This is a genomic window from Allobosea sp. P4_H5 (genome assembly GCF_056400825.1).
The window spans coordinates 17574-35859 of the sequence record NZ_JBFUKM010000002.1 but is presented as its reverse complement, the minus strand read 5'-3'; the positions used below and the strand labels follow the sequence as shown (position 1 = coordinate 35859).

Genomic DNA, 18286 nt, shown 5'->3' with positions numbered 1-18286 from the left:
TAGGATCAATCACGAGAGCGGCGCAGCCGCGGATCGACCGCGTCGCGCAAACCATCGCCCAGCAAATTGAAGGCCAGCACCGAAAGCGCGATCGCAGCACCCGGGAAGATCGCGAGCCAGGGCTGCGCCGCCATGAAGGTCTGCGCCTCGTTCAGCATCCGGCCCCAGGACGGCGCCGGCGGCTGTGTGCCGAGGCCGAGATAGGACAGGCCGGCTTCGGCGAGGATAGCGAGCGCGAACTGGATCGTCGCCTGCACCACGAGCACGCCGGCGATGTTGGGCAGGACGTGATGGCGCGTGATCGCCAGCTCGGTCAGACCCGCCGCGCGCGCCGCCAGCACATAGTCGAGCGCCCAGCATTGCAGCGACGCACCGCGCGCCAGCCGGGCGAAATAGGGCAGGCTGAACAGCGCGATCGCGATCACGGCATTCATCATGCCGGGCCCCCAGACCGCGCTGATCATGATCGCCGAGAGCACCGCCGGAAAAGCGTGGCTGAAATCGGCCATGCGCATGATCAGATTGTCGAGCCAGCCGTCGCGCCGGATCGCGGCGATCAACCCGAGCGCGCTGCCGACCGTCAGGCCAAGGCCGACCGCGCCAAGTCCCACCGCCAACGAATTGCGGGCGCCGACCATGATCATCGAGAACACGTCGCGGCCGAACTGGTCGGTGCCGAACCAATGCTCGCCCGAGGGCGGCCGCAAGCGCTTCAGGATCGCCATCTGGGTCGGCTCATAGGGCGTCCAGAGATAGGAGATCAGCGCCATCGCGACGATGAGCCCGCCCAGCAGCAGGCCGGCCAGGAAGGACGGCGAGGCCCACCAGCGCCGCGGACGCGAACGGGGCGCGACAGCGCTCATGACCATCTCCCCGAAGTGTGGTCTTGTGCAGCGGCATCAAGATGTGTATTTATACACATCAACTGCCTGGATATGTCATGGGACTGAGCGACCACAGCACGAAGCGCAAGGACATCGAACGACGTCTGCGCGACGATGGCTGGATCATTGATCGCTATGGCCCCGGTGACCACGTGCAGTACCGGCATCCGCACAAGCGGGGCCGTGTGACCATCGACACCGGCGTCCGCGAGATTCCACGCGGCACCTTGCGCAGCATCTATCGCCAAGCCGGTTGGGACTGGTGATTTGAAGGCCAGCGAAAGAAAGTTGAGACCATGACTCACGTCATCGCCTTGATCCATGAAGAAGCCGGATCGTTCGGCATCTCCTTCCCGGATTTCCCGGGCTGCATCAGCACGGCCGATACCCTCGATGAAGCCGTTCAGCGCGGCGCGCAGGCACTCGCCTTTCACCTTGAGGGCATGATCGACGATGGCGAAGCAATCCCCCAACTGCGCTCGCTCGCAGTCCTGAAAGCGGATCCTGGCTTTGCCGAGGATTTTGCCGATGCGGTCGTCGCGGCCGTACCGATCGAACTGCCGGGCAAGGCCGTGCGCGTGAACATCACCATGGACGAACATCTGCTGCAGGCCGTCGACCGGGCGGCAGCGGCGACGGGCGCGACGCGGTCCGGCTATCTGGCCGAGGCGGCGCGCGTGAAGCTCGGGGTGCGCTGACGCAACCGCGCTCATGACGCTTGCCGCAGGCGCGGATCGATCAGCCCGTAGAGCAATTCGATCGCGAAGTTGATGAAGACGACCAGGGCGGAGAACAGCATGACGAGGTCCTTGACCACGATCAGGTCATGCTGCGCGATCGACTGGAAGACGAGCCGACCGAGCCCCGGCAGGGCGAAGACGTTCTCGATGATGATCGCTCCCGCAAAGAGCACGGAAAACTGCAGGCCCAGCACGGTGATGACCGGGATCAGCGCATTGCGCAGCACATGGCGCATCATGGTGCGCCGCCGGCTGACGCCCTTGGCACGGGCGGTGCGGACATAGTCCTCCTGCATCGTCTCCAGCATGGCGGAGCGGGTGACGCGGGCGAGGATCGCCGCTTGCGGCAGGGCAAGCGCGACGGCCGGCAGCAACAACGACTTGAGCGCCGGCCAGAAGCCGGCCTGCCAGCCCGGAAAGCCGCCGGCCGGCAGCCAGCCGGCGCCAACCGCGAAGACCAGCACCAGCAGCAGGCCGAACCAGAAATTCGGGATGGCAAGCCCGGCCTGGGCAAAGACCATCACCGCCGCATCGCCAGCACGGTTGTGGTTGGCCGCGGCGAGCGCGCCGAGCGGAATGCCGATGGCGGAGGCGAGCAGGATCGCCATCGACGCCAGCGGCAGCGTCACCACCATGCGCTCACCGATCAATTGCGTGACGGGCACGCGATAGGTGTAGCTGAGGCCGAGGTCGCCGGTGACGAGACCGCCGATCCACGAGAAGAAGCGCAGCAGCGCCGGCTGGTCGAGCCCCATCTCGGCCCGCAGCGCGGCCAGCGCTTCGGGCGCTGCATTGAGGCCGAGCGTCACCGCCGCGGGATCACCCGGCAGGATCTCCAGCCCGAGGAAGATGACGACCGCCGCGCCGAGCAATGTCGCGGCGAACGACAGCAATCGGCGCAGGAGATAGCCCGTCATTGCGGAAGCCTCAGCGCCAGCGTACCTCCGCCAGCGGCGTCAGCGGCAGCGGCCAGTCGGTCCACATGCCCTCCAGATCGGCCCTGGTCACCGTGATCTTCGGCAGGATGAACAGGAAGCCGTTGACCGCATCGCGCGCCAGCATGCGCTGGGCGTCGCCATAGAGCTTGTTGCGCTCGGCCTCGTCGACGGTGCGGTCGATCGTTTCGATCAGCGCCTTGAACTCGGGGTTCCTGTACTGGAAATAGTAGTCGTCACGGGCATAGTTGGCGATGTCGAGCGGCTCGGTGTGCGAGATGATGGTGAGGTCGAAATCCCGCGCCTTGAACACCCGCTCCAGCCATTGCGGGAATTCCAGCGGCTCGATCTTGGCGGTGATCCCGATCTGGGCCAGCAGCGCCGCGACGATCTCGCCGCCGCGCCTGGCATAGGCCGGTGGCGGCAGCCGCAGCGTGCATTCGAAGCCCTTGGGGAAGCCGGCTGCCGCGAGCAGGCTCTTCGCCTTGACGAGATCGACCGGATAGGTCCCCGTCAGATCGACATAGGCCGGGTGCAGCGGCGAGAAATGGCTGCCGATATAGTCGAGGTCGAAGCCGTAGATGCCGAGCGCGATCGTCTTGCGGTCGAGCACATGCGAGATCGCCTGGCGCACCCGGACATCGCTGAACGGGGCCTTGGCGTTGTTGATGGCGAGGATGGTCTCGCCCTCGGTCTTGCCGAGCGTGACCTTGAGCTTCGGATCGGCCTTGAGCTGCGGGATCGCCTCCGGCGCCGAGAGATTGGTGAAGACGTCGATATCGCCGGCGCGCAGCGCCGCGACCTGCGCCTGCGGGTCGGAGATGAAGCGGAAGACCGCCTTCGCCAGCGAAGGCTTGGCGCCCCAGTACTCGTCGTTGCGCGCCAGTTCGAGCCGGTCGCCGCGGTTCCAGCGCGCGAACTTGAACGGGCCGGTGCCGACCGGATCGGTCTTGTTGTTGGCGGCAGTTGCCGGCGAGACGATGACCGCATCGCCCCAGGAGAGCCCGTAGACGAAATTCGCCGTCGGCTGCTTCAGCTTGATGATCAGCCTGACCGGATCGGGCGCCTCGATGCTCTCGATGGGCGTGAAGATCCAGCGCTGGGCATTGGTCGAATCGGGCGCCACTGCGCGCTCGAAGGAGAACTTCACGTCCCGCGAGGAGAATGGCGTGCCGTCGTGGAAGCGCGCATTCGGCCGGAGCTTGAAGGTGTAAGTGAGGTTGTCCGCCGCGAGCGTCCAGCTCTCGGCCAGCGCCGGTACGAGCTTGCCGGTGCGGTCCATCGCCACCAGCCCCTCGAAGATGTTCTGCAACGTGACTTCGCGGATCGCCTGGGCCGCACCTGAGGTCGGATCAAGCGTCGGTGGCTCCAGCGTCATGCCGATGGTGACGCTGTCCTTCGCCTGCGCGAGCGCGGCGAGCGGAAGCTGGGTAGCGAGCGCGGCGAGGCCCGCTCCCGCCAGAAGATCGCGCCGCGTCGTCATCGTCCCGCCTCCCTGATGTGGCGGCGCAAGATGGCGCGGGAACGAAGCGGGAGGCAAGTCGGGTCATGCGCGGGAGCCCTCCCCCCTTGTGGGGGAGGGTTGGGAGGGGGGTGACCGGGTGAGAGTTGGATCGCTCACGATCAGCCTCACAGCTGTCTACCCCCCTCTCCAGCTCTCCCCCACAAGGGGGGAGAGAGCAGGTCGCGCCACACCGTCGGCTCCAGCAAAAACTCAGACGAAATAATCCGGATAGCTCGCCTTGAGATGCACCAGGTCGGGTAGCAGCGTACCGAGATGCTGGCGCATCGCGACGACCGCGGCCGAGGCGTCGTGCCGCCTGATCTGGTCGACGATGGCGAGGTGCTCGCGGATGACCATCGCCATCCGCCCCGGCACCGGCAGCGTCATCCGCCGGCAGCGATCGATCTGGCTCTTCGCCGCCTGGGCGAGTTTCCAGACGCCGGGATAGCCGGCGATGTCGGCGAGCGCCTCGTGGAAATCCTCGTCGGCGAGGTGGAAGCGCTCCTGGTCACCAGCCTCATGCGACTCGTGGAGCACGGCGATCGTCGCATCGAGCCGGGCGATGTCGTCGACGCTCGCCATCCGTGCCAGCACCTCGACCGTGGCGCATTCCAGTGCCTGACGAATGAAGACCGCCTCGGGGATCGCTCCCGCCGGGATGCGAGCGACGAAGGTGCCGGCCTGTGGAAAGATCTCGACGAGCCCCTCTTCCTTCAGCCGAATCAGCGCCTCGCGCACCGGCGTGCGGCTCATGCCGAAGCGGGCGGTGAGGTCCTTCTCGGACAGCGCCACACCGGGCCGGAGCACCATGTCGAGGATCTCGCGGCGAAGCTCGTCCTGCACGACGGAGGCGGCCGTGGCGCGGCCTGCCGACGCTCCGGCCAGGCGCTGTGGCTTGCGCTCGCGGCGCAAGGCTCCAACTTCTCCTCCCCCTAGCGCCTCCGACATCGTCCTATCCCGGCCATGATCACTCCCTTATTGGACCACGATGCGCGCTCCCGGCCAATCAGGGCGTACCACGGCCGGACAACGCATACTAGTATATTAGTATATTGACATCACCAGCGCCGGCCCTATGGTCCGGCCCACAGAGGAAACGCCAGCAATGCTGCAGCACGACGATCGTCTTTTGCCTGCCGAGCCGGTGACGCGCGGCATTGCGCGCCGCCTCTATGCCGGCGTTCGCGACCTGCCGATCATCTCTCCGCATGGCCACACCGATCCGCGCTGGTTCGCCGAGAACAAGCCCTTTCCCGATCCGGCGACCCTGCTCGTCAAGCCGGACCACTACATCTTCCGCATGCTCTATTCGCAGGGCGTCAAGCTCGAGCAGCTCGGCATCGCCCGTAAGGACGGTGGCGAGGTCGAGAGCGACCCGCGCAAGATCTGGCAGCTCTTCGCCAGCAACTGGCACCTGTTCAGGGGCACGCCGACAAGGCTCTGGTTCGAGCATGCCGCCTTCTCGATCTTCGGCATCACCGAGCGCCTCTCGGCCGAGAGCGCCGACCGCATCTATGATCGCATCGCCGAGCAGCTGGAGCAGGACGGGATGCGTCCGCGCGCGCTGTTCGAGCGCTTCAAGATCGAGGCGATCGCCACGACCGAAGGCGCGCTCGATCCGCTGAGGTGGCACGACATGATCAGGGAGTCCGGCTGGGGCGGCAAGGTCGTCACCGCCTATCGTCCCGACAGCGTGGTCGATCCTGAATTCGAAGGCTTCAAGGATAATCTCGAGCAGTTCGGCGAACTGACCGGCGAGGATGTCACGAGCTGGAACGGCTATCTCGAAGCCCATCGCAAGCGCCGCGGCTATTTCATCGAGCGCGGCGCGACCTCCTCCGACCACGGCCACGCCACGGCCCGCACCGCCAACCTGACCCCGGCCGAGTGCGAAAAACTCTTCGGCAAGATCCTGAAGGGCAAGTTCTCGGCCGAGGACGCAGACGTCTTCCGCGGCCAGATGCTGACCGAGATGGCCAAGATGAGCCTCGATGACGGGCTCGTGCTGCAGATCCACCCCGGCTCCTATCGCAACCACAACCCGCATCTGTTCGAGCAGTTCGGCCGCGACATGGGCTCCGATATCCCGCGCGGCATGGACTATGTCTCGGCGCTGAAGCCGTTGCTCGACGCGGTCGGCAACGAGCCGGGCCTTACCGTCATCGCCTTCACCCTCGACGAGACCAGCTATTCGCGCGAGCTCGCCCCGCTCGCCGGACATTATCCGGCGCTGAAGCTCGGACCGGGCTGGTGGTTCCTCGATGCGCCCGAGGCGATGCTGCGCTTCCGCGAGCTCACCACCGAGACCGCCGGCTTCTACAACACCGTCGGCTTCAACGACGATACGCGCGCCTATCTCTCGATCCCCGCGCGCCATGACGTCGCCCGCCGGATGGACTGCCACTACCTCGCCAAGCTCGTCGCCGAGCACCGTCTCGACGAAGACGAGGCCGCGGACGTCGCCCACGATCTCGCCTATCGCCTGGCCAAGGAGGCCTACCGGCTGTGACCAGCGCCACCAAAACCATCGACGAACGCCAATGCGCCCATCCGCGCGACGTGCGCGGCTACGATACCGAGACGCTGCGCCAGGACTTCCTGATCGAGCGCATCTTCGTGCCCGGCGAGGTCGCGCTGACCTACAGCCACTACGACCGCATGATCGTCGGCGGCGCGACGCCGGCCGCCAAGCCGCTGACGCTCGACCCGTTCCTGCCAACCGGCACGCCCTTCTTCCTGGCGCGCCGCGAACTCGGCGTGATCAATCTCGGCGGCACCGGTTCGGTCACCGTCGATGGCGAGCGCTTCGAATTGCCCAGTCTCGATGCGCTCTATGTCGGGCTCGGCGCGAAGGACGTGTCCTTCGCCAGCGCCGATCCCGCCAACCCGGCCAAGTTCTATCTGACCAGCGCTCCGGCGCACCGCGAGGCGAAGCACCAGCTCGTCCGCAAGGACGACGCCAACACCATCCATCTCGGCTCGGCCGAGACCTCGAACAAGCGCACCATCCGGCAATACATCATGCCGAACAGCACCGGCACCAACCAGCTGGTGATGGGCATGACGGCGCTGGAACCCGGCTCGGTCTGGAACTCCATGCCCTGCCACACCCATACGCGGCGGATGGAGGCCTACCTCTACTTCAACCTCGACCCGGCCCACCGCGTCTTCCACTTCATGGGCGAGCCGCAGCAGACCCGCCACCTCCTCGTCGCCAACGAGCAGGCGGTGATCTCGCCGAACTGGTCGATCCATTGCGGCTGCGGCACCTCGAACTACGCGTTCGTCTGGGCCATGGCCGGCGACAATGTCGAGTTCACCGACATGGACGCCGCCCCGGTGGAGACGCTGCGCTGATGATCACGGCCTCGCCCTTTTCGCTGGACGGCCGCACGGCGCTGGTCACCGGCGCCAATACCGGCATCGGCCAGGGCATTGCACTGGCCCTCGCCGAGGCCGGCGCGAAGGTCGTCGCGGCCGGGCGCTCGAGCATGGCCGAGACGGAGAAGCTGATCGCGGAGGCCGGCGGCACCTGCTTCGCGCTCCAGGCCGATCTCCAGCAGGAGGGCATCGCCGCACGCGTGATCGAGCAGGCTCAGGCGCTCGCCGGCCCGCTCGACATCCTCGTCAACAATGCCGGCATCATCCGCCGGGCCGATGCGCTCCATTTCAGCGAGAGCGACTGGGACGAGGTGATGAACCTCAACCTCAAGGCCAATTTCTTCCTGGCCCAGGCCTTCGCCAAGGCGGCGCTCAGCGCAGGCCGCGGTGGGCGCATCGTCAACATCGCCTCGCTGCTCTCTTTCCAGGGCGGCATCCGCGTCGCCTCCTACACGGCGAGCAAGAGCGGGCTCGCCGGCCTGACGCGGCTGCTCGCCTGCGAATGGGCGGCCAGGGGCATCAACGTCAACGCGATCGCTCCCGGCTATGTCGAGAGCAACAACACCGAAGCGCTGCGCGCCGATCCCGACCGCAACGCCGCGATCCTCGCCCGCATCCCGGCCGGACGCTGGGGCAAGCCTTCGGATATCGGCGGCGCAGCGGTGTTCCTGGCGAGCGACGCGGCCGCCTACATCCACGGCGCGATCCTTCCCGTCGACGGAGGCTGGTTGGCGCGATGAGCGAACGTCTCAACTCCTTTTTCCAGCACGACGCTGACATCGCCTGGGAGCCGACCGAGCCCGGTGTGAAGCGCAAGATCATGGCCTATGGGCCTGATCTGATGGTGGTGCGCGTCGTCTTCGAGACCGGCGCGATCGGCAAGGCGCACCAGCACCCCCACCGCCAGGCTTCTTACGTCGAGAGCGGTGTTTTCGACGTCACCATCGACGGCAAGACCAGCCGGCTTGCCGCCGGCGACACCTTCTTCGTGCCGGAGAACCTCGTCCACGGCGTCGTCAATATCGAGGCCGGGCAATTGATCGATTCCTTCACGCCGATGCGGACGGAATTTTTGTGAAAGACCGCTGTGCCGGCCGTGCCGGCGCGGCTCCCGTCAGGGGACAAGAACGACCGGAAAAAGCCGGCGACTTTATTGGGGAGAGGACAACATCATGCTCAATCGACGGAGTTTCTCCGCGCTCGCCGGCGTCGTCTTCGCCGCGATGCTCGCGGCCTCGGCGCAGGCACAGAACGTCACCCTGCGCTCGACCGACATTCATCCGGACGGCTACCCGACCATCGAAGCCGTCAAGTACATGGGCCAGCTGCTCGAGCAGCGCACCAGCGGCAAGGTCAAGATCAACGTCTTCCACTCGGCCCAGCTCGGCCAGGAGAAGGACACGATCGAGCAGACGCGTTTCGGTGTCATCGACCTGAACCGCATCAACATGGCGCCGTTCAACAACCTGATCCCCGCGACCAACGTCCCGTCGCTGCCCTTCATCTTCCGCTCGGTCGATCATATGCGGAAGGTCATGGACGGCCCGATCGGCGACAACCTCCTGAAGGAGTTCGAGAAGCACGATTTGATCGGCCTTGCCTTCTACGATTCCGGCTCGCGCTCGTTCTACAACGGCAAGCGGGCGATCAATACGCCGGCCGACATGAAGGGCATGAAGATCCGCGTGCAGCAGTCCGACATGTTCGTCGCGCTGGTGCAGGCGCTCGGCGGCAACGCCACGCCGATGCCGTTCGGCGAGGTCTATTCCGGCCTGCAGACCGGCGTCATCGACGGCGCCGAGAACAACTGGCCGTCCTATGAGTCGACCCGGCACTTCGAGGTCTCGAAGTTCTACTCGCTGACCGAGCACTCGCTGTCGCCGGAGGTGCTGGTGATGTCGAAGCGCTCCTTCGACAAGTTCAGCGCAGCCGACCAGGCCCTGATCAAGACCGCGGCGAAGGAATCCGTCGCCAAGATGCGCGAGCTCTGGGACGCGCGCGAAAAGGCTTCGGAAGCCAAGGTCAAGGCCGGCGGCGCACAGGTCAACGCCGTCGAGAAGCAGGCCTTCATCGATGCGATGAAGCCGGTCTACGACAAGTTCGTCACCGACGCGAAGCTCAAGGACATGGTCGCCGCCATCCAGGCGGTGAAGTGAATTGACCGGCGGGGCGGCTTTCGAGCCGCCCCGTTTCCCCATCAGCCCTCATCCTGAGGAGCGATCGTAAGATCGTGTCTCGAAGGATGATCCAGCGTGCTCCGGAAGCATCCGTCGAGACGCCGCTTCGCGGCTCCTCAGGATGAGGGCTGAGTACGATCAACCGGCTCTCGCCCCGGACACCCCATGCACGCTTTCACCAAGACCTTTTCGCGGCTGTCCGCACGCCTGACCCTGGCGGTCCTCGTCATCGCCGGCTCCGGCATCATGCTGATGACCGCGATGATCGCCTGGGGCGTCTTCGGCCGCTTCATCCTCAACGACACCCCGACCTGGGTCGAGGCCGGCTCGCTCCTGCTGATGGCCTGGTTCATCTTTTTGGGCGCCGCAGTCGGCGTGCGCGAGAGCGATCACATGGGCTTCGAGAGTCTGCTCGCCTACGTCCCCGCGCGCGTCGCGGCAGGCCTTGGCCTGTTCACCCAGGTCCTGATCCTGCTCTTCGGCATCGCCATGGTGTTCTATGGCCTGCAACTGGTCGAGAAGGCCTGGGTCGACCGCATCCCGCTGATCGGCATCGCCAAATCCTGGGACTACATGCCGCTGGTCGCCGGCGGCGCCCTCGTCGCGCTGTTCAGCATCGAGCGCATCCTCCTGATGCTGACCGGGTTGGAGCGCTCGCCGCTCCTCGTGCAGGCCGAACGCGCCGGCGGCGGGGAGCTCTAAGCCATGGAGATCTGGATCCTGTTCGGCGTCTTCGCGACGCTGCTCATCATCGGCGCGCCCGTCGCCTTCTGCCTCGGCCTCTCCTCGCTCGCGACCGTGCTCTACATGGGCATACCGCCGGTCGTCGTCTTCCAGCAGATCAACTCGCAGATCAGCGTCTTCTCGCTGATGGCGATCCCGTTCTTCATCTTCTCGGGCGACCTGATGATCCGCGGCGGCATCGCCGAGCGCATCATTGCCTTCGCCGCCTCGATGGTCGGCCATCTGCGCGGCGGTCTCGGCCAGGTCAACGTCGTCGCCTGCACGCTGTTCGGCGGCATCTCCGGCTCGGCAGTGGCCGACGCCTCGGCGATCGGGGGCATCATGATCCCGCAGATGGTGAAGCGCGGCTACGCCGCCGACTACGCCGTCAACGTCACCGCGAATGCGGCGATCATCGCGCTGATGTTGCCGCCCTCGCATAACATGATCCTGTATTCGCTGGCAGCCGGCAGCGGCATCTCGATCGCCGACCTGTTCACCGCCGGCATCATCCCCGGCCTGCTGCTCGCCGCCTCGCTGATGGTCACCGCCTGGTTCGTCGCGGCGCGCCGCGGCTATCCGGCCGGCATCTTCCCGGGCTTTTCCGCGATCGGGCGCCATTTCGTCGTCGCCATCCCCGGGCTGATGCTGATCGTCATCATCTTCGGCGGCGTCCGCTCCGGCATCTTCACCGCGACGGAATCCTCCTGCATCGCCGTCTGCTACGCGCTCTTCATCACCGCGCTGGTCTATCGCCATCTCGACTGGACCAATTTCGTCCATGCCTTGCTCGGCGCCGTCCGCACCACCTCGATGGTGCTGCTGATCATCGGCACCGCCGGTGCCTTCGGCTGGCTGATGGCCTTCCTGCAGGTGCCGGCTGCGACCATCAACGCAATGAAGGCGATCTCCAGCGATCCGCTCGTCATCCTGCTGATGATCAACATCGTCCTGCTGATCCTCGGCACCTTCATGGACATGGCGCCGATGATCATCATCTGCACGCCGATGTTCCTGCCGGTGGTCAAGGCGATCGGCATGGACCCGATCCATTTCGGCGTGGTGCTGATCCTCAATGCCGGCATCGGCCTCAACACCCCGCCGGTCGGCTCGGTGCAGTTCGTCGCCTGCGCCGTCGGCAAGATCACCATCATGGAATCGATGAAATCAATCTGGCCGTTCTACGGCGCGAGCGTAGCCGTGCTGCTGCTGGTGACCTATGTTCCGGCCTTCTCCCTATGGTTGCCGAGGCTGTTCCATTGACCCGTCTGTCCACCGCTACCCTCTCCAACCTTCCGGCCGCCGTCAGGCGGCCGGGCTATGACCGGGGCAAGCTCCAGCCCGGTATCGTCCATCTCGGCCTCGGCGCCTTCACCCGCGCCCATATGTGCGAGTTCACCGACGATGCGCTGGAAAAGGAGTTCGGTCCCTGGGGCATCGTCGGCGCCAGCCTGCAGCGGCCCGACCAGCGCGACAAGCTGAAGCCGCAGGACGGGCTCTACACCTTCCTGAAGCGCGCCCCGGCCGGCCCGGAACTCCGCGTGATCGGCTCGGTGCTCGATGTCCTCGTCGCGCCCGAGAGCCCGCAGGCGCTGGTCGCGAGGCTCGCCGCGCCGGAGACCAGAATCGTCTCGCTCACCGTCACCGAGAAGGGCTATTGCCACGATCCGGCGACCGGCAGGCTCAAGGCGGATCATCCCGACATCGTCCACGACCTCGCCAATCCGGCTGCGCCGCGCTCGGCCGTCGGCCTGATCGTCGCCGGTCTCGCCGCCCGCAAGGCTGCGGGCCTCGGCCCGTTCACGGCGCTCTGCTGCGACAACCTGCCCTCCAACGGCCATGTCCTGGCCGGCCTCGTCCGCGATTTCGCCGCGCTGCGCGACGACAAGCTCGCCGCCTGGATCGAGGCCAACGGTGCCTTCCCCTCGACCATGGTCGACCGGATCGTGCCGGCGACCACCGATGCCGATATCGCCGAGGTCGCGAGCCTGCTCGGCCTCGATGACGCCGCCCCGGTGATCGGCGAGCCCTTCCGGCAATGGGCGGCAGAGGACGTCTTCGCCGCCGGCCGGCCGCGCTGGGATGCGGTCGGCGCGCAGATGGTCTCGGAGGTCGCGCCCTTCGAGTTCATGAAGCTGCGCATGCTCAACGGCGCGCATTCGAGCCTGGCCTATCTCGGCTATCTCGCCGGTCATGAGACGGTCGCCGACGCCAGCCGTGATCCGGTCTTCGCGCGCTTCCTGCAAGGCCTCTGGTCCGAGATCATCCCGGCCGTGCCGGCCCCGCAGGGCGTCGATCTGAAGACCTATGCCGGCGACCTGCTCGCCCGCTTCCAGAACCCGGCGATCAGGCATCGCACCTGGCAGATCGCCATGGACGGCTCGCAAAAGCTGCCGCAGCGCCTGCTCGGCACCATTCGCGAGCGCCTGAAGGCCGGCGCGCCGATCGATCATCTCACCCTCGGCGTCGCCGCCTGGATGTCCTATGTCACCGGCACGGACGAGAAGGGCGCTGAGATCGACGTGCGCGATCCGCTGGCGGGTGAGTTCGCGACCCGCGCCAAGACAGCCGGCCGCAATGCGGCGGCGCTGAGCGAAGCGCTTTTCGGTATCGGCGCGATCTTCGGCGACGACCTGCCGCGCGAGCAACGTTTCACGCAGGCCGTGGCCGGGCATCTCGACGGCCTGTTCCAGAAGGGCGCGAAGGCGACGGCTGCGGCGCTGGGGTGAGCGCTCGACACTGCCGCGCCAAGCGCGGGGAACCCTCTCCTGTAAGGAGAGGGTAGGGTGAGGTGTAGGTGGCCTGACAAGTTGCGTGAGCGCTGACCGCGGCTGCGTTGCGGCGAGCGATCTCCCTCCCGAACACCTCACCCCTACCCCTCTCCTTCCAGGAGAGGGGGTCCCGCGCTTTCCAATGACGAGCCTCGCCCCCCTTGATCCCCGCGCTCCCCTGACGCCAGATACAGGCGATGTTCGCCCGCTTCGCCAACGCCCTGGCCACGAGCGCCCTCGCCGCTCTGCTGCTCCTGCCCTCCGGTGGAGCGACGGCCCAGGCGCAGCCGRCCTCGACCTATGTCGTGCCGAACTACTGGGACCCGAACGTGCGCGTCGAGCGGCCCGATCTCGGCCCGCCGCGGGTGATCCGCTTCCTGACCGACGATGATTTCCCGCCGATGCACTTCGCCACACCTGAAGGCGGCGTCACCGGCTTCTCGGTCGAGCTCGCGCGTGCGGTCTGCGAGAAGCTCGCTCTGAGCTGCACCATCCAGGCGCGCCGCTTCGACACCTTGCTGGATTCCCTCGCCGAGGGGCGCGGCGACGTGCTCGCCGCCGCCATCCCGGTCACGAGCGAACTGCGCAGCCGCTTCGCCGCCAGCCAGATCTACCACCGCTCGCCGGCAAGGCTGCTGACGACGCGGGGCAATGCCCGTGCGGACCTCGAGCTGGGCGCGCTGCGCGGCACCCGCGTCGCCGTAGCAGCGGGCACTGCGCATGAGGCCTTCCTTGAGCGCCTCGCCCCGTTCATCCAGCGCCGAACAGCGCCCGACCTGCAGGCGGCCCTTGCTCTGCTACGCAGCGGCGACGCCGAATATGTCTTCGGAGACGGGGTCTCGCTGGCGCTGAGCATCGCCGGCCGCGGCGGCAGCGAATTCGCCTTCGCCGGCGGCCCCTATCTCGAAGCCCGCTATTTCGGCGAGGGCATCGGTTTCCTGCTGCGCAAGGACGATCTCGCCTTGAAACGGGGGATCGACTACGCGCTACAGGGCCTGTGGGACGACGGCACCTATGCCAGGCTGTTCATCCGGTTCTTCCCGGTCAGCCCGTTCTGATCATCCCTGGCGGGCTGGCTCGGCTTGGCGAGGCGCCCTTCCTCGGCCTTGTAGAAATACTGCGAGGCGACAAGCCAACCCTTGAGCGGCCGCAGCGGCGGGATGCAGGTCAACAGCACCAGCGGCAGGGTCGTGACCAAGTGCACCCAGGTCGGCGGCTGGTAGCTCAGCTCGAGCCAGAGCGGGAAGGCGACAGCCGGCACGCAGACGAACATCATCACGAAGAAGGCCGGGCCATCCGCCGGATCGGCAAAGGAGTAATCGAGCCCGCAGGCCTCGCAACGCGGCTTCAGCGTCAGGAAGCCGTCGAAGAGCTGCCCCTCGCCGCAGCGCGGGCAGCGGCCCCGCAGGCCGGTCTTGAGCGGAGACAGCGCCGGCCAATGCTGATGTGCCATGTCGTCCTCCTGATGGTGACGCACCATGATTGACTGCATTCACCCGAGATTAATGGCTACATAATATCCAAATTGATTGCAGTCAATACCTGTCGACATGCAACATCGCCGCACCCGATCGGCGGCAGGGTGGACCAAGCACGTCTGCGGACCCTTACCCGGCGCGAACACACGAGATCGGCGCACCGCGCTTGATATAACCGGACAAACAAACGGCTGAATTATAACAAGATCACCCGCAAGAAACGCCGCGCCACGTATTGATTGGCGAACAGATAAGCTCATCATCATGCTCAACCGACGACACTTGCTGCAGATGGCTGCAGGATCGGCCTCGCTGCCGCTTCTGGAACGTATTGACTTGTCAGGAACGGCATCCGCTCAGGAACTCAAAGTGACCAAGACTTCCGACTATCGCGTGCCACTCGAGAGCGATCCGCACGAACGGACTTTCATGCAGTGGCCGGCGCGCAGCCGCATCTATGGCAGCCAGAGCGCGCTCGACGCCGTCCGCACAACGATCGCCTCGGCTGCAAGGACGATCGCCCGCTTCGAGCCGGTCGTCGTTCTGGCGCGCCCGGAGCAGCAGGATATCGCCGCGAAGGCGCTCGGAGCGGCGATCGAGGTCTGGCCGATTCCGACGGAAGATCTCTGGTGCCGCGATTCAGGCCCGACCTTCGCCGTGTCGCGGGCAGCAAGATCGCTTGCCGTCTCCGATCTCGGCTTCAATGGCTGGGGCAACAAGCAGGGCCACGCCGATGACGGGCAGATCGCCAGGCGCGTCGCGGAGCGGCTTGGTCTTTCCGTCCTCGCGAATGGGCTCGTCGGCGAAGCTGGCGGCGTCGAGGTCGACGGCGCAGGCACCGCGATCGCGCATGAAAGCAGCTGGATCAATCGCAATCGCAACAGGGGCGACAAGGCTGAAGTCGAGCGCCTCCTGCTCGACGCCCTCGGCGCCGAGCGGATGATCTGGGCTCCCGGCGTGAAGGGAGCCGACATCACCGATTATCACATCGACGCGCTCGCCCGCTTCGTGAAGCCCGGACAGGTCGTGATCCAGCTCGGCGACACCCTGGACCGCAGCGACCCCTGGTCTGCGGCCGCCTTCCAGACTTATGAGATTCTGAAGACGGCGCGGGATGCGCAGGGCCGCAAGCTCGACATCGTCGTCATTCCCGACCCGATCGACATTCGCTCGCGATCCCGCGACTTCGTCTCGAGCTATGTGAATTACTATGTCTGCAACGGCGCGGTCATCGGCGCAGAATTCGGCGACGACAAAGCCGACGAGAAGGCCAGGACAATCCTGCAGCAGCTCTATCCGAAGCGCGAGATCGTCAGCTTGAACGTCGATCCGCTCGGTGAAGCCGGCGGCGGCATCCATTGCGCGACGCAGCAGCAGCCCAGGGGCACAGCCTGAGACGCAACGCTCGATCGGCTGATCGGGCGAGCTACAGCACGCGGGCGCCGACTTCCGGCGCCTGCTCCAGCGCATGCGCCATAAAGGCGAGCACGTCACCGAGCGCCCTGCGGCCGATCGGGCCGCCCAGGCAGATGCGGGCTGCCTCCGGCGCCGGTCCTTTGGCCGCGAAGGCGTCGCTGGCGACGATGCCGATCCCGGTCGCCTGCATCTGTCCGACGAAGGCGGCACGGGTCCAGGGTTGCGGCAGCTCCAGCCAGAGATTGAAGCTGAGCGGATCGGCACGCCCCAATCCTGCCGGCAGGATCTCGGCTGCCAGCCGCTGCCGTGCCGTCGTCTCCGCCCTGACGAAGGCTAGCAGCGCATCGGCGCTGCCATCCTCGATCCAATGCGTTGCCAGCGCCGCGGTCAGCGGCGAGGCCATGATGCTGCTGGCCCGCAGCGCAGCGGCGAAAGGCCAGCCGGAGCGGAGATCCGGCACCACAACATAGGCGAGCCGCAAGCCGGCTCCGAGGCATTTCGACAGGCCGGCAATGTGCCAGGTCAACTCAGGCGCAAGCACGGCGAAGGGAGCGGGCGCATCCGGAAGGACGAAACCATAGGCGTCGTCCTCGATGATCGCCACACCATGCCGCTGGGCGACCGCGACGATCTCCGCGCGCCGCCGCGCCGGCATCGTGGCTGTCGTCGGGTTCTGCAGGACGGGGTTGAGATAGAGCGCCTTCGGCTTCAAGCGCATGCAGGCTTCGGCGAAAGCCTCGGGATCGAGGCCGTCGCCATCCATCGCGAGGCCGGTCAGGGGCAGGCCGAGCTGCGCGCAGATCGAGCGGATGCCGGGATAGGTCAGCGCCTCGCAGAGCACCGCGTCGCCCGGCTTGGCGAGACTGCTCAGGATCGCCAGCAGCGCCGCATTCGCACCTGGCACGACGAACAGGCGCTCGAACGCCGGCGCCAGCCCGCGCCGGCCGAGCCAGAGCGCAGCTGCCGCCTTGTCAGCGGGCGCGCCACCGAGCGGCTGATAGCGCAGCAGGCTGACCAGTCGCTCGCTGACCTCGACCATGCCCTGCCGCAGCCGGGCGATCAGCACGGGATCGTCGGGCTCCGGCGGCAAGGTCATGGAGAGATCGACCAGTTCCGGCACGGACGCCATTGGCGCCGCGACCTTGGCCGGCGCGGCCTTGACGAAGGTGCCCTGCCCGACCCGCGACTCGACCAGGCCGCGCCGCTGCGCCTCGACATAGCCGCGCGCCACGGTGGTGAAGTCGACGGCGAGCGCCTCGGCCAGCCGGCGCTGCGGCGGCAGCCTGTCACCGGCCATGAGCGCTCCCGCCGCGATATCGGCGGCGATGCGGTCCGCGATGGCGAGATAGCGCGGCTTGTCGCTCTGGGTCAGGTCTGGAAGCCAATCCATCGATGCGGTCCGTCACAAGGCGAAGCACTGAATGGATTGACTGTATATTGTTGCGCAGCCGCTCTGTCACTAGCGGCTGCGCATCGCCTCAGCCGACGATCTCGCCGCGGAAGGCCCAGCGCGTCATCCGGCGCTCGACCAGGGCGCAGGCGGCGTACATCAGCACGCCCATGATCGCGATGGCGAAGAGGCCGGCGAAGGTCGTGGCGGAATCGTTGCGCGCCCCGGCCGAGAGCATCAGGAAGCCGATGCCGCGATTACCACCGACCGTCTCGGAGATCACCGAGCCGATGAAGGCAAGCGTCACCGCGACCTTCAGGCTGGCGAAGAGATAGGGCATGGCGCGCGGCACGCCGACCTTGGTCAGGATCTCCCACTGGCTGGCGCCGAGCGAGCGCATGACGTCGCGCATTTCCGGCTCGATCGTGGCAAGGCCGGTCGCGACATTCACGACGATCGGGAAGAAGGAGATGACGAAGGCGGTGATGATCGCCGGCAAGGCGCCGACGCCGAGCCAGATCATCAGGATCGGCACGATCGCGACCTTGGGCACCGCGTTGAAGGCGATCAGCAGCGGGTAGAGACCGGAATAGACGAACGGCGAGGCACCAACGGCCAGGCCGAGCAGCACGCCGAAGCCGATCGCCAGCACGAAGCCGATCGCCGTCGTCCACAAGGTCTCCAGGCAGTATCGCAGCAGGATGTCCCAGCGCTGGACCATCACCTCGAAGATGCGCGTCGGCCGCGGCGCCAGGATCTCCGGCACGTCGAAGACGATGCAGGCGAGCTCCCAGAGCAGCAACAGGCCCGCCATGGCGAGCCAGGGCATAGCGACGAGCAGGACCTGTCTCTGGCGGTCAGTCATGATCTTGGTCCTGCCGGGGCCG

General features: G+C 66.5%; 19 protein-coding genes. 12 read left to right on the top strand and 7 right to left on the bottom strand.

Annotated features, from left to right (window positions below):
• Nucleotides 1–5: 5 nt before the first annotated feature.
• A complete protein-coding gene (locus AC1DS0_RS04155) occupies nucleotides 6–869 on the bottom strand; it encodes an ABC transporter permease (protein WP_476813122.1) in 864 nt (287 codons plus the stop codon).
• A gap of 71 nt (nucleotides 870–940) precedes the next feature.
• On the opposite strand from AC1DS0_RS04155, the gene AC1DS0_RS04150 reads away from it, so the two are divergent.
• Both AC1DS0_RS04150 and AC1DS0_RS04145 read left to right on the top strand, forming a co-directional pair.
• Nucleotides 941–1150 (top strand): type II toxin-antitoxin system HicA family toxin, encoded by a 210-nt coding sequence (locus AC1DS0_RS04150; RefSeq protein WP_476813121.1) that lies wholly within the window; start codon nucleotides 941–943, stop codon nucleotides 1148–1150.
• A 30-nt stretch (nucleotides 1151–1180) separates the two neighbouring features.
• Entirely contained in the window at nucleotides 1181–1582 is a 402-nt protein-coding gene (locus tag AC1DS0_RS04145; protein WP_476813120.1) for a type II toxin-antitoxin system HicB family antitoxin, read from the top strand.
• An 11-nt stretch (nucleotides 1583–1593) separates the two neighbouring features.
• Here the strand turns inward: AC1DS0_RS04145 and AC1DS0_RS04140 are convergent, their stop codons facing one another.
• From AC1DS0_RS04140 to AC1DS0_RS04130, 3 genes are all read right to left on the bottom strand, one after another.
• A complete protein-coding gene (locus AC1DS0_RS04140; RefSeq protein WP_476813119.1) occupies nucleotides 1594–2541 on the bottom strand; it encodes an ABC transporter permease in 948 nt (315 codons plus the stop codon).
• Nucleotides 2542–2551: 10 nt separating this feature from the next.
• Nucleotides 2552–4042, bottom strand: coding sequence for an ABC transporter substrate-binding protein (locus tag AC1DS0_RS04135; RefSeq protein ID WP_476813118.1), 1491 nt, complete (start codon nucleotides 4040–4042; stop codon nucleotides 2552–2554).
• A gap of 231 nt (nucleotides 4043–4273) precedes the next feature.
• Nucleotides 4274–5011: a GntR family transcriptional regulator gene (locus tag AC1DS0_RS04130; RefSeq protein WP_476813117.1), complete on the bottom strand. Its 738-nt coding sequence runs from the start codon at nucleotides 5009–5011 to the stop codon at nucleotides 4274–4276.
• A gap of 157 nt (nucleotides 5012–5168) precedes the next feature.
• Between AC1DS0_RS04130 and uxaC the strand changes: the two genes are divergently transcribed.
• The 9 genes from uxaC to AC1DS0_RS04085 all read left to right on the top strand — a co-directional run bounded on the left by uxaC (nucleotide 5169) and on the right by AC1DS0_RS04085 (nucleotide 14173).
• On the top strand, nucleotides 5169–6572 hold the full coding sequence (uxaC, locus tag AC1DS0_RS04125; protein WP_476813116.1) for a glucuronate isomerase: 1404 nt from the start codon (nucleotides 5169–5171) through the stop codon (nucleotides 6570–6572).
• On the top strand, nucleotides 6569–7420 hold the full coding sequence (kduI, locus tag AC1DS0_RS04120) for a 5-dehydro-4-deoxy-D-glucuronate isomerase (RefSeq protein WP_476813115.1): 852 nt from the start codon (nucleotides 6569–6571) through the stop codon (nucleotides 7418–7420). The genes uxaC and kduI overlap by 4 nt, the downstream gene beginning before the upstream one ends.
• The gene (kduD, locus tag AC1DS0_RS04115) at nucleotides 7420–8184 is read left to right on the top strand and encodes a 2-dehydro-3-deoxy-D-gluconate 5-dehydrogenase KduD (protein ID WP_476813114.1); all 765 of its coding nucleotides are present in this window, start codon (nucleotides 7420–7422) and stop codon (nucleotides 8182–8184) included. The genes kduI and kduD overlap by 1 nt, the downstream gene beginning before the upstream one ends.
• A complete protein-coding gene (locus AC1DS0_RS04110) occupies nucleotides 8181–8522 on the top strand; it encodes a cupin domain-containing protein (RefSeq protein ID WP_476813113.1) in 342 nt (113 codons plus the stop codon). The genes kduD and AC1DS0_RS04110 overlap by 4 nt, the downstream gene beginning before the upstream one ends.
• A gap of 94 nt (nucleotides 8523–8616) precedes the next feature.
• Nucleotides 8617–9600 (top strand): TRAP transporter substrate-binding protein, encoded by a 984-nt coding sequence (locus AC1DS0_RS04105; protein WP_476813112.1) that lies wholly within the window; start codon nucleotides 8617–8619, stop codon nucleotides 9598–9600.
• Between the two features lie 186 nt (nucleotides 9601–9786).
• Nucleotides 9787–10323, top strand: coding sequence for a TRAP transporter small permease (locus AC1DS0_RS04100; protein WP_476813111.1), 537 nt, complete (start codon nucleotides 9787–9789; stop codon nucleotides 10321–10323).
• A 3-nt stretch (nucleotides 10324–10326) separates the two neighbouring features.
• The gene (locus tag AC1DS0_RS04095; protein WP_476813110.1) at nucleotides 10327–11607 is read left to right on the top strand and encodes a TRAP transporter large permease; all 1281 of its coding nucleotides are present in this window, start codon (nucleotides 10327–10329) and stop codon (nucleotides 11605–11607) included.
• Nucleotides 11583–13073, top strand: coding sequence for a mannitol dehydrogenase family protein (locus tag AC1DS0_RS04090; protein ID WP_476813109.1), 1491 nt, complete (start codon nucleotides 11583–11585; stop codon nucleotides 13071–13073). The genes AC1DS0_RS04095 and AC1DS0_RS04090 overlap by 25 nt, the downstream gene beginning before the upstream one ends.
• A 239-nt stretch (nucleotides 13074–13312) precedes the next feature.
• Nucleotides 13313–14173, top strand: a complete 861-nt coding sequence (locus AC1DS0_RS04085) for a transporter substrate-binding domain-containing protein (protein WP_476813108.1) — start codon at nucleotides 13313–13315, stop codon at nucleotides 14171–14173.
• Here the strand turns inward: AC1DS0_RS04085 and AC1DS0_RS04080 are convergent.
• The gene (locus AC1DS0_RS04080) at nucleotides 14128–14568 is read right to left on the bottom strand and encodes a DUF983 domain-containing protein (RefSeq protein ID WP_091836288.1); all 441 of its coding nucleotides are present in this window, start codon (nucleotides 14566–14568) and stop codon (nucleotides 14128–14130) included. The genes AC1DS0_RS04085 and AC1DS0_RS04080 overlap by 46 nt on opposite strands.
• Before the next feature lie 394 nt (nucleotides 14569–14962).
• Between AC1DS0_RS04080 and AC1DS0_RS04075 the strand changes: the two genes are divergently transcribed.
• Nucleotides 14963–15988: an agmatine deiminase family protein gene (locus AC1DS0_RS04075; protein ID WP_476813107.1), complete on the top strand. Its 1026-nt coding sequence runs from the start codon at nucleotides 14963–14965 to the stop codon at nucleotides 15986–15988.
• Between the two features lie 31 nt (nucleotides 15989–16019).
• Here the strand turns inward: AC1DS0_RS04075 and AC1DS0_RS04070 are convergent, their stop codons facing one another.
• Both AC1DS0_RS04070 and AC1DS0_RS04065 read right to left on the bottom strand, forming a co-directional pair.
• Nucleotides 16020–17399, bottom strand: a complete 1380-nt coding sequence (locus AC1DS0_RS04070; RefSeq protein WP_476813106.1) for an aminotransferase-like domain-containing protein — start codon at nucleotides 17397–17399, stop codon at nucleotides 16020–16022.
• Nucleotides 17400–17487: 88 nt separating this feature from the next.
• Nucleotides 17488–18264: an ABC transporter permease gene (locus AC1DS0_RS04065; protein ID WP_476813105.1), complete on the bottom strand. Its 777-nt coding sequence runs from the start codon at nucleotides 18262–18264 to the stop codon at nucleotides 17488–17490.
• Between the last annotated feature and the right edge of the window lie 22 nt (nucleotides 18265–18286).

Bases quoted from the DNA above. Each gene is read 5' to 3' on its own strand.
- AC1DS0_RS04155 (WP_476813122.1), bottom strand. From the start codon at position 869: ATGGTCATGAGCGCTGTCGCGCCCCGTTCGCGTCCGCGGCGCTGGTGG.
- AC1DS0_RS04150 (WP_476813121.1), top strand. From the start codon at position 941: ATGGGACTGAGCGACCACAGCACGAAGCGCAAGGACATCGAACGACGT.
- AC1DS0_RS04145 (WP_476813120.1), top strand. From the start codon at position 1,181: ATGACTCACGTCATCGCCTTGATCCATGAAGAAGCCGGATCGTTCGGC.
- AC1DS0_RS04140 (WP_476813119.1), bottom strand. From the start codon at position 2,541: ATGACGGGCTATCTCCTGCGCCGATTGCTGTCGTTCGCCGCGACATTG.
- AC1DS0_RS04135 (WP_476813118.1), bottom strand. From the start codon at position 4,042: ATGACGACGCGGCGCGATCTTCTGGCGGGAGCGGGCCTCGCCGCGCTC.
- AC1DS0_RS04130 (WP_476813117.1), bottom strand. From the start codon at position 5,011: ATGTCGGAGGCGCTAGGGGGAGGAGAAGTTGGAGCCTTGCGCCGCGAG.
- uxaC (WP_476813116.1), top strand. From the start codon at position 5,169: ATGCTGCAGCACGACGATCGTCTTTTGCCTGCCGAGCCGGTGACGCGC.
- kduD (WP_476813114.1), top strand. From the start codon at position 7,420: ATGATCACGGCCTCGCCCTTTTCGCTGGACGGCCGCACGGCGCTGGTC.
- AC1DS0_RS04110 (WP_476813113.1), top strand. From the start codon at position 8,181: ATGAGCGAACGTCTCAACTCCTTTTTCCAGCACGACGCTGACATCGCC.
- AC1DS0_RS04105 (WP_476813112.1), top strand. From the start codon at position 8,617: ATGCTCAATCGACGGAGTTTCTCCGCGCTCGCCGGCGTCGTCTTCGCC.
- AC1DS0_RS04100 (WP_476813111.1), top strand. From the start codon at position 9,787: ATGCACGCTTTCACCAAGACCTTTTCGCGGCTGTCCGCACGCCTGACC.
- AC1DS0_RS04095 (WP_476813110.1), top strand. From the start codon at position 10,327: ATGGAGATCTGGATCCTGTTCGGCGTCTTCGCGACGCTGCTCATCATC.
- AC1DS0_RS04090 (WP_476813109.1), top strand. From the start codon at position 11,583: ATGGTTGCCGAGGCTGTTCCATTGACCCGTCTGTCCACCGCTACCCTC.
- AC1DS0_RS04080 (WP_091836288.1), bottom strand. From the start codon at position 14,568: ATGGCACATCAGCATTGGCCGGCGCTGTCTCCGCTCAAGACCGGCCTG.
- AC1DS0_RS04070 (WP_476813106.1), bottom strand. From the start codon at position 17,399: ATGGATTGGCTTCCAGACCTGACCCAGAGCGACAAGCCGCGCTATCTC.
- AC1DS0_RS04065 (WP_476813105.1), bottom strand. From the start codon at position 18,264: ATGACTGACCGCCAGAGACAGGTCCTGCTCGTCGCTATGCCCTGGCTC.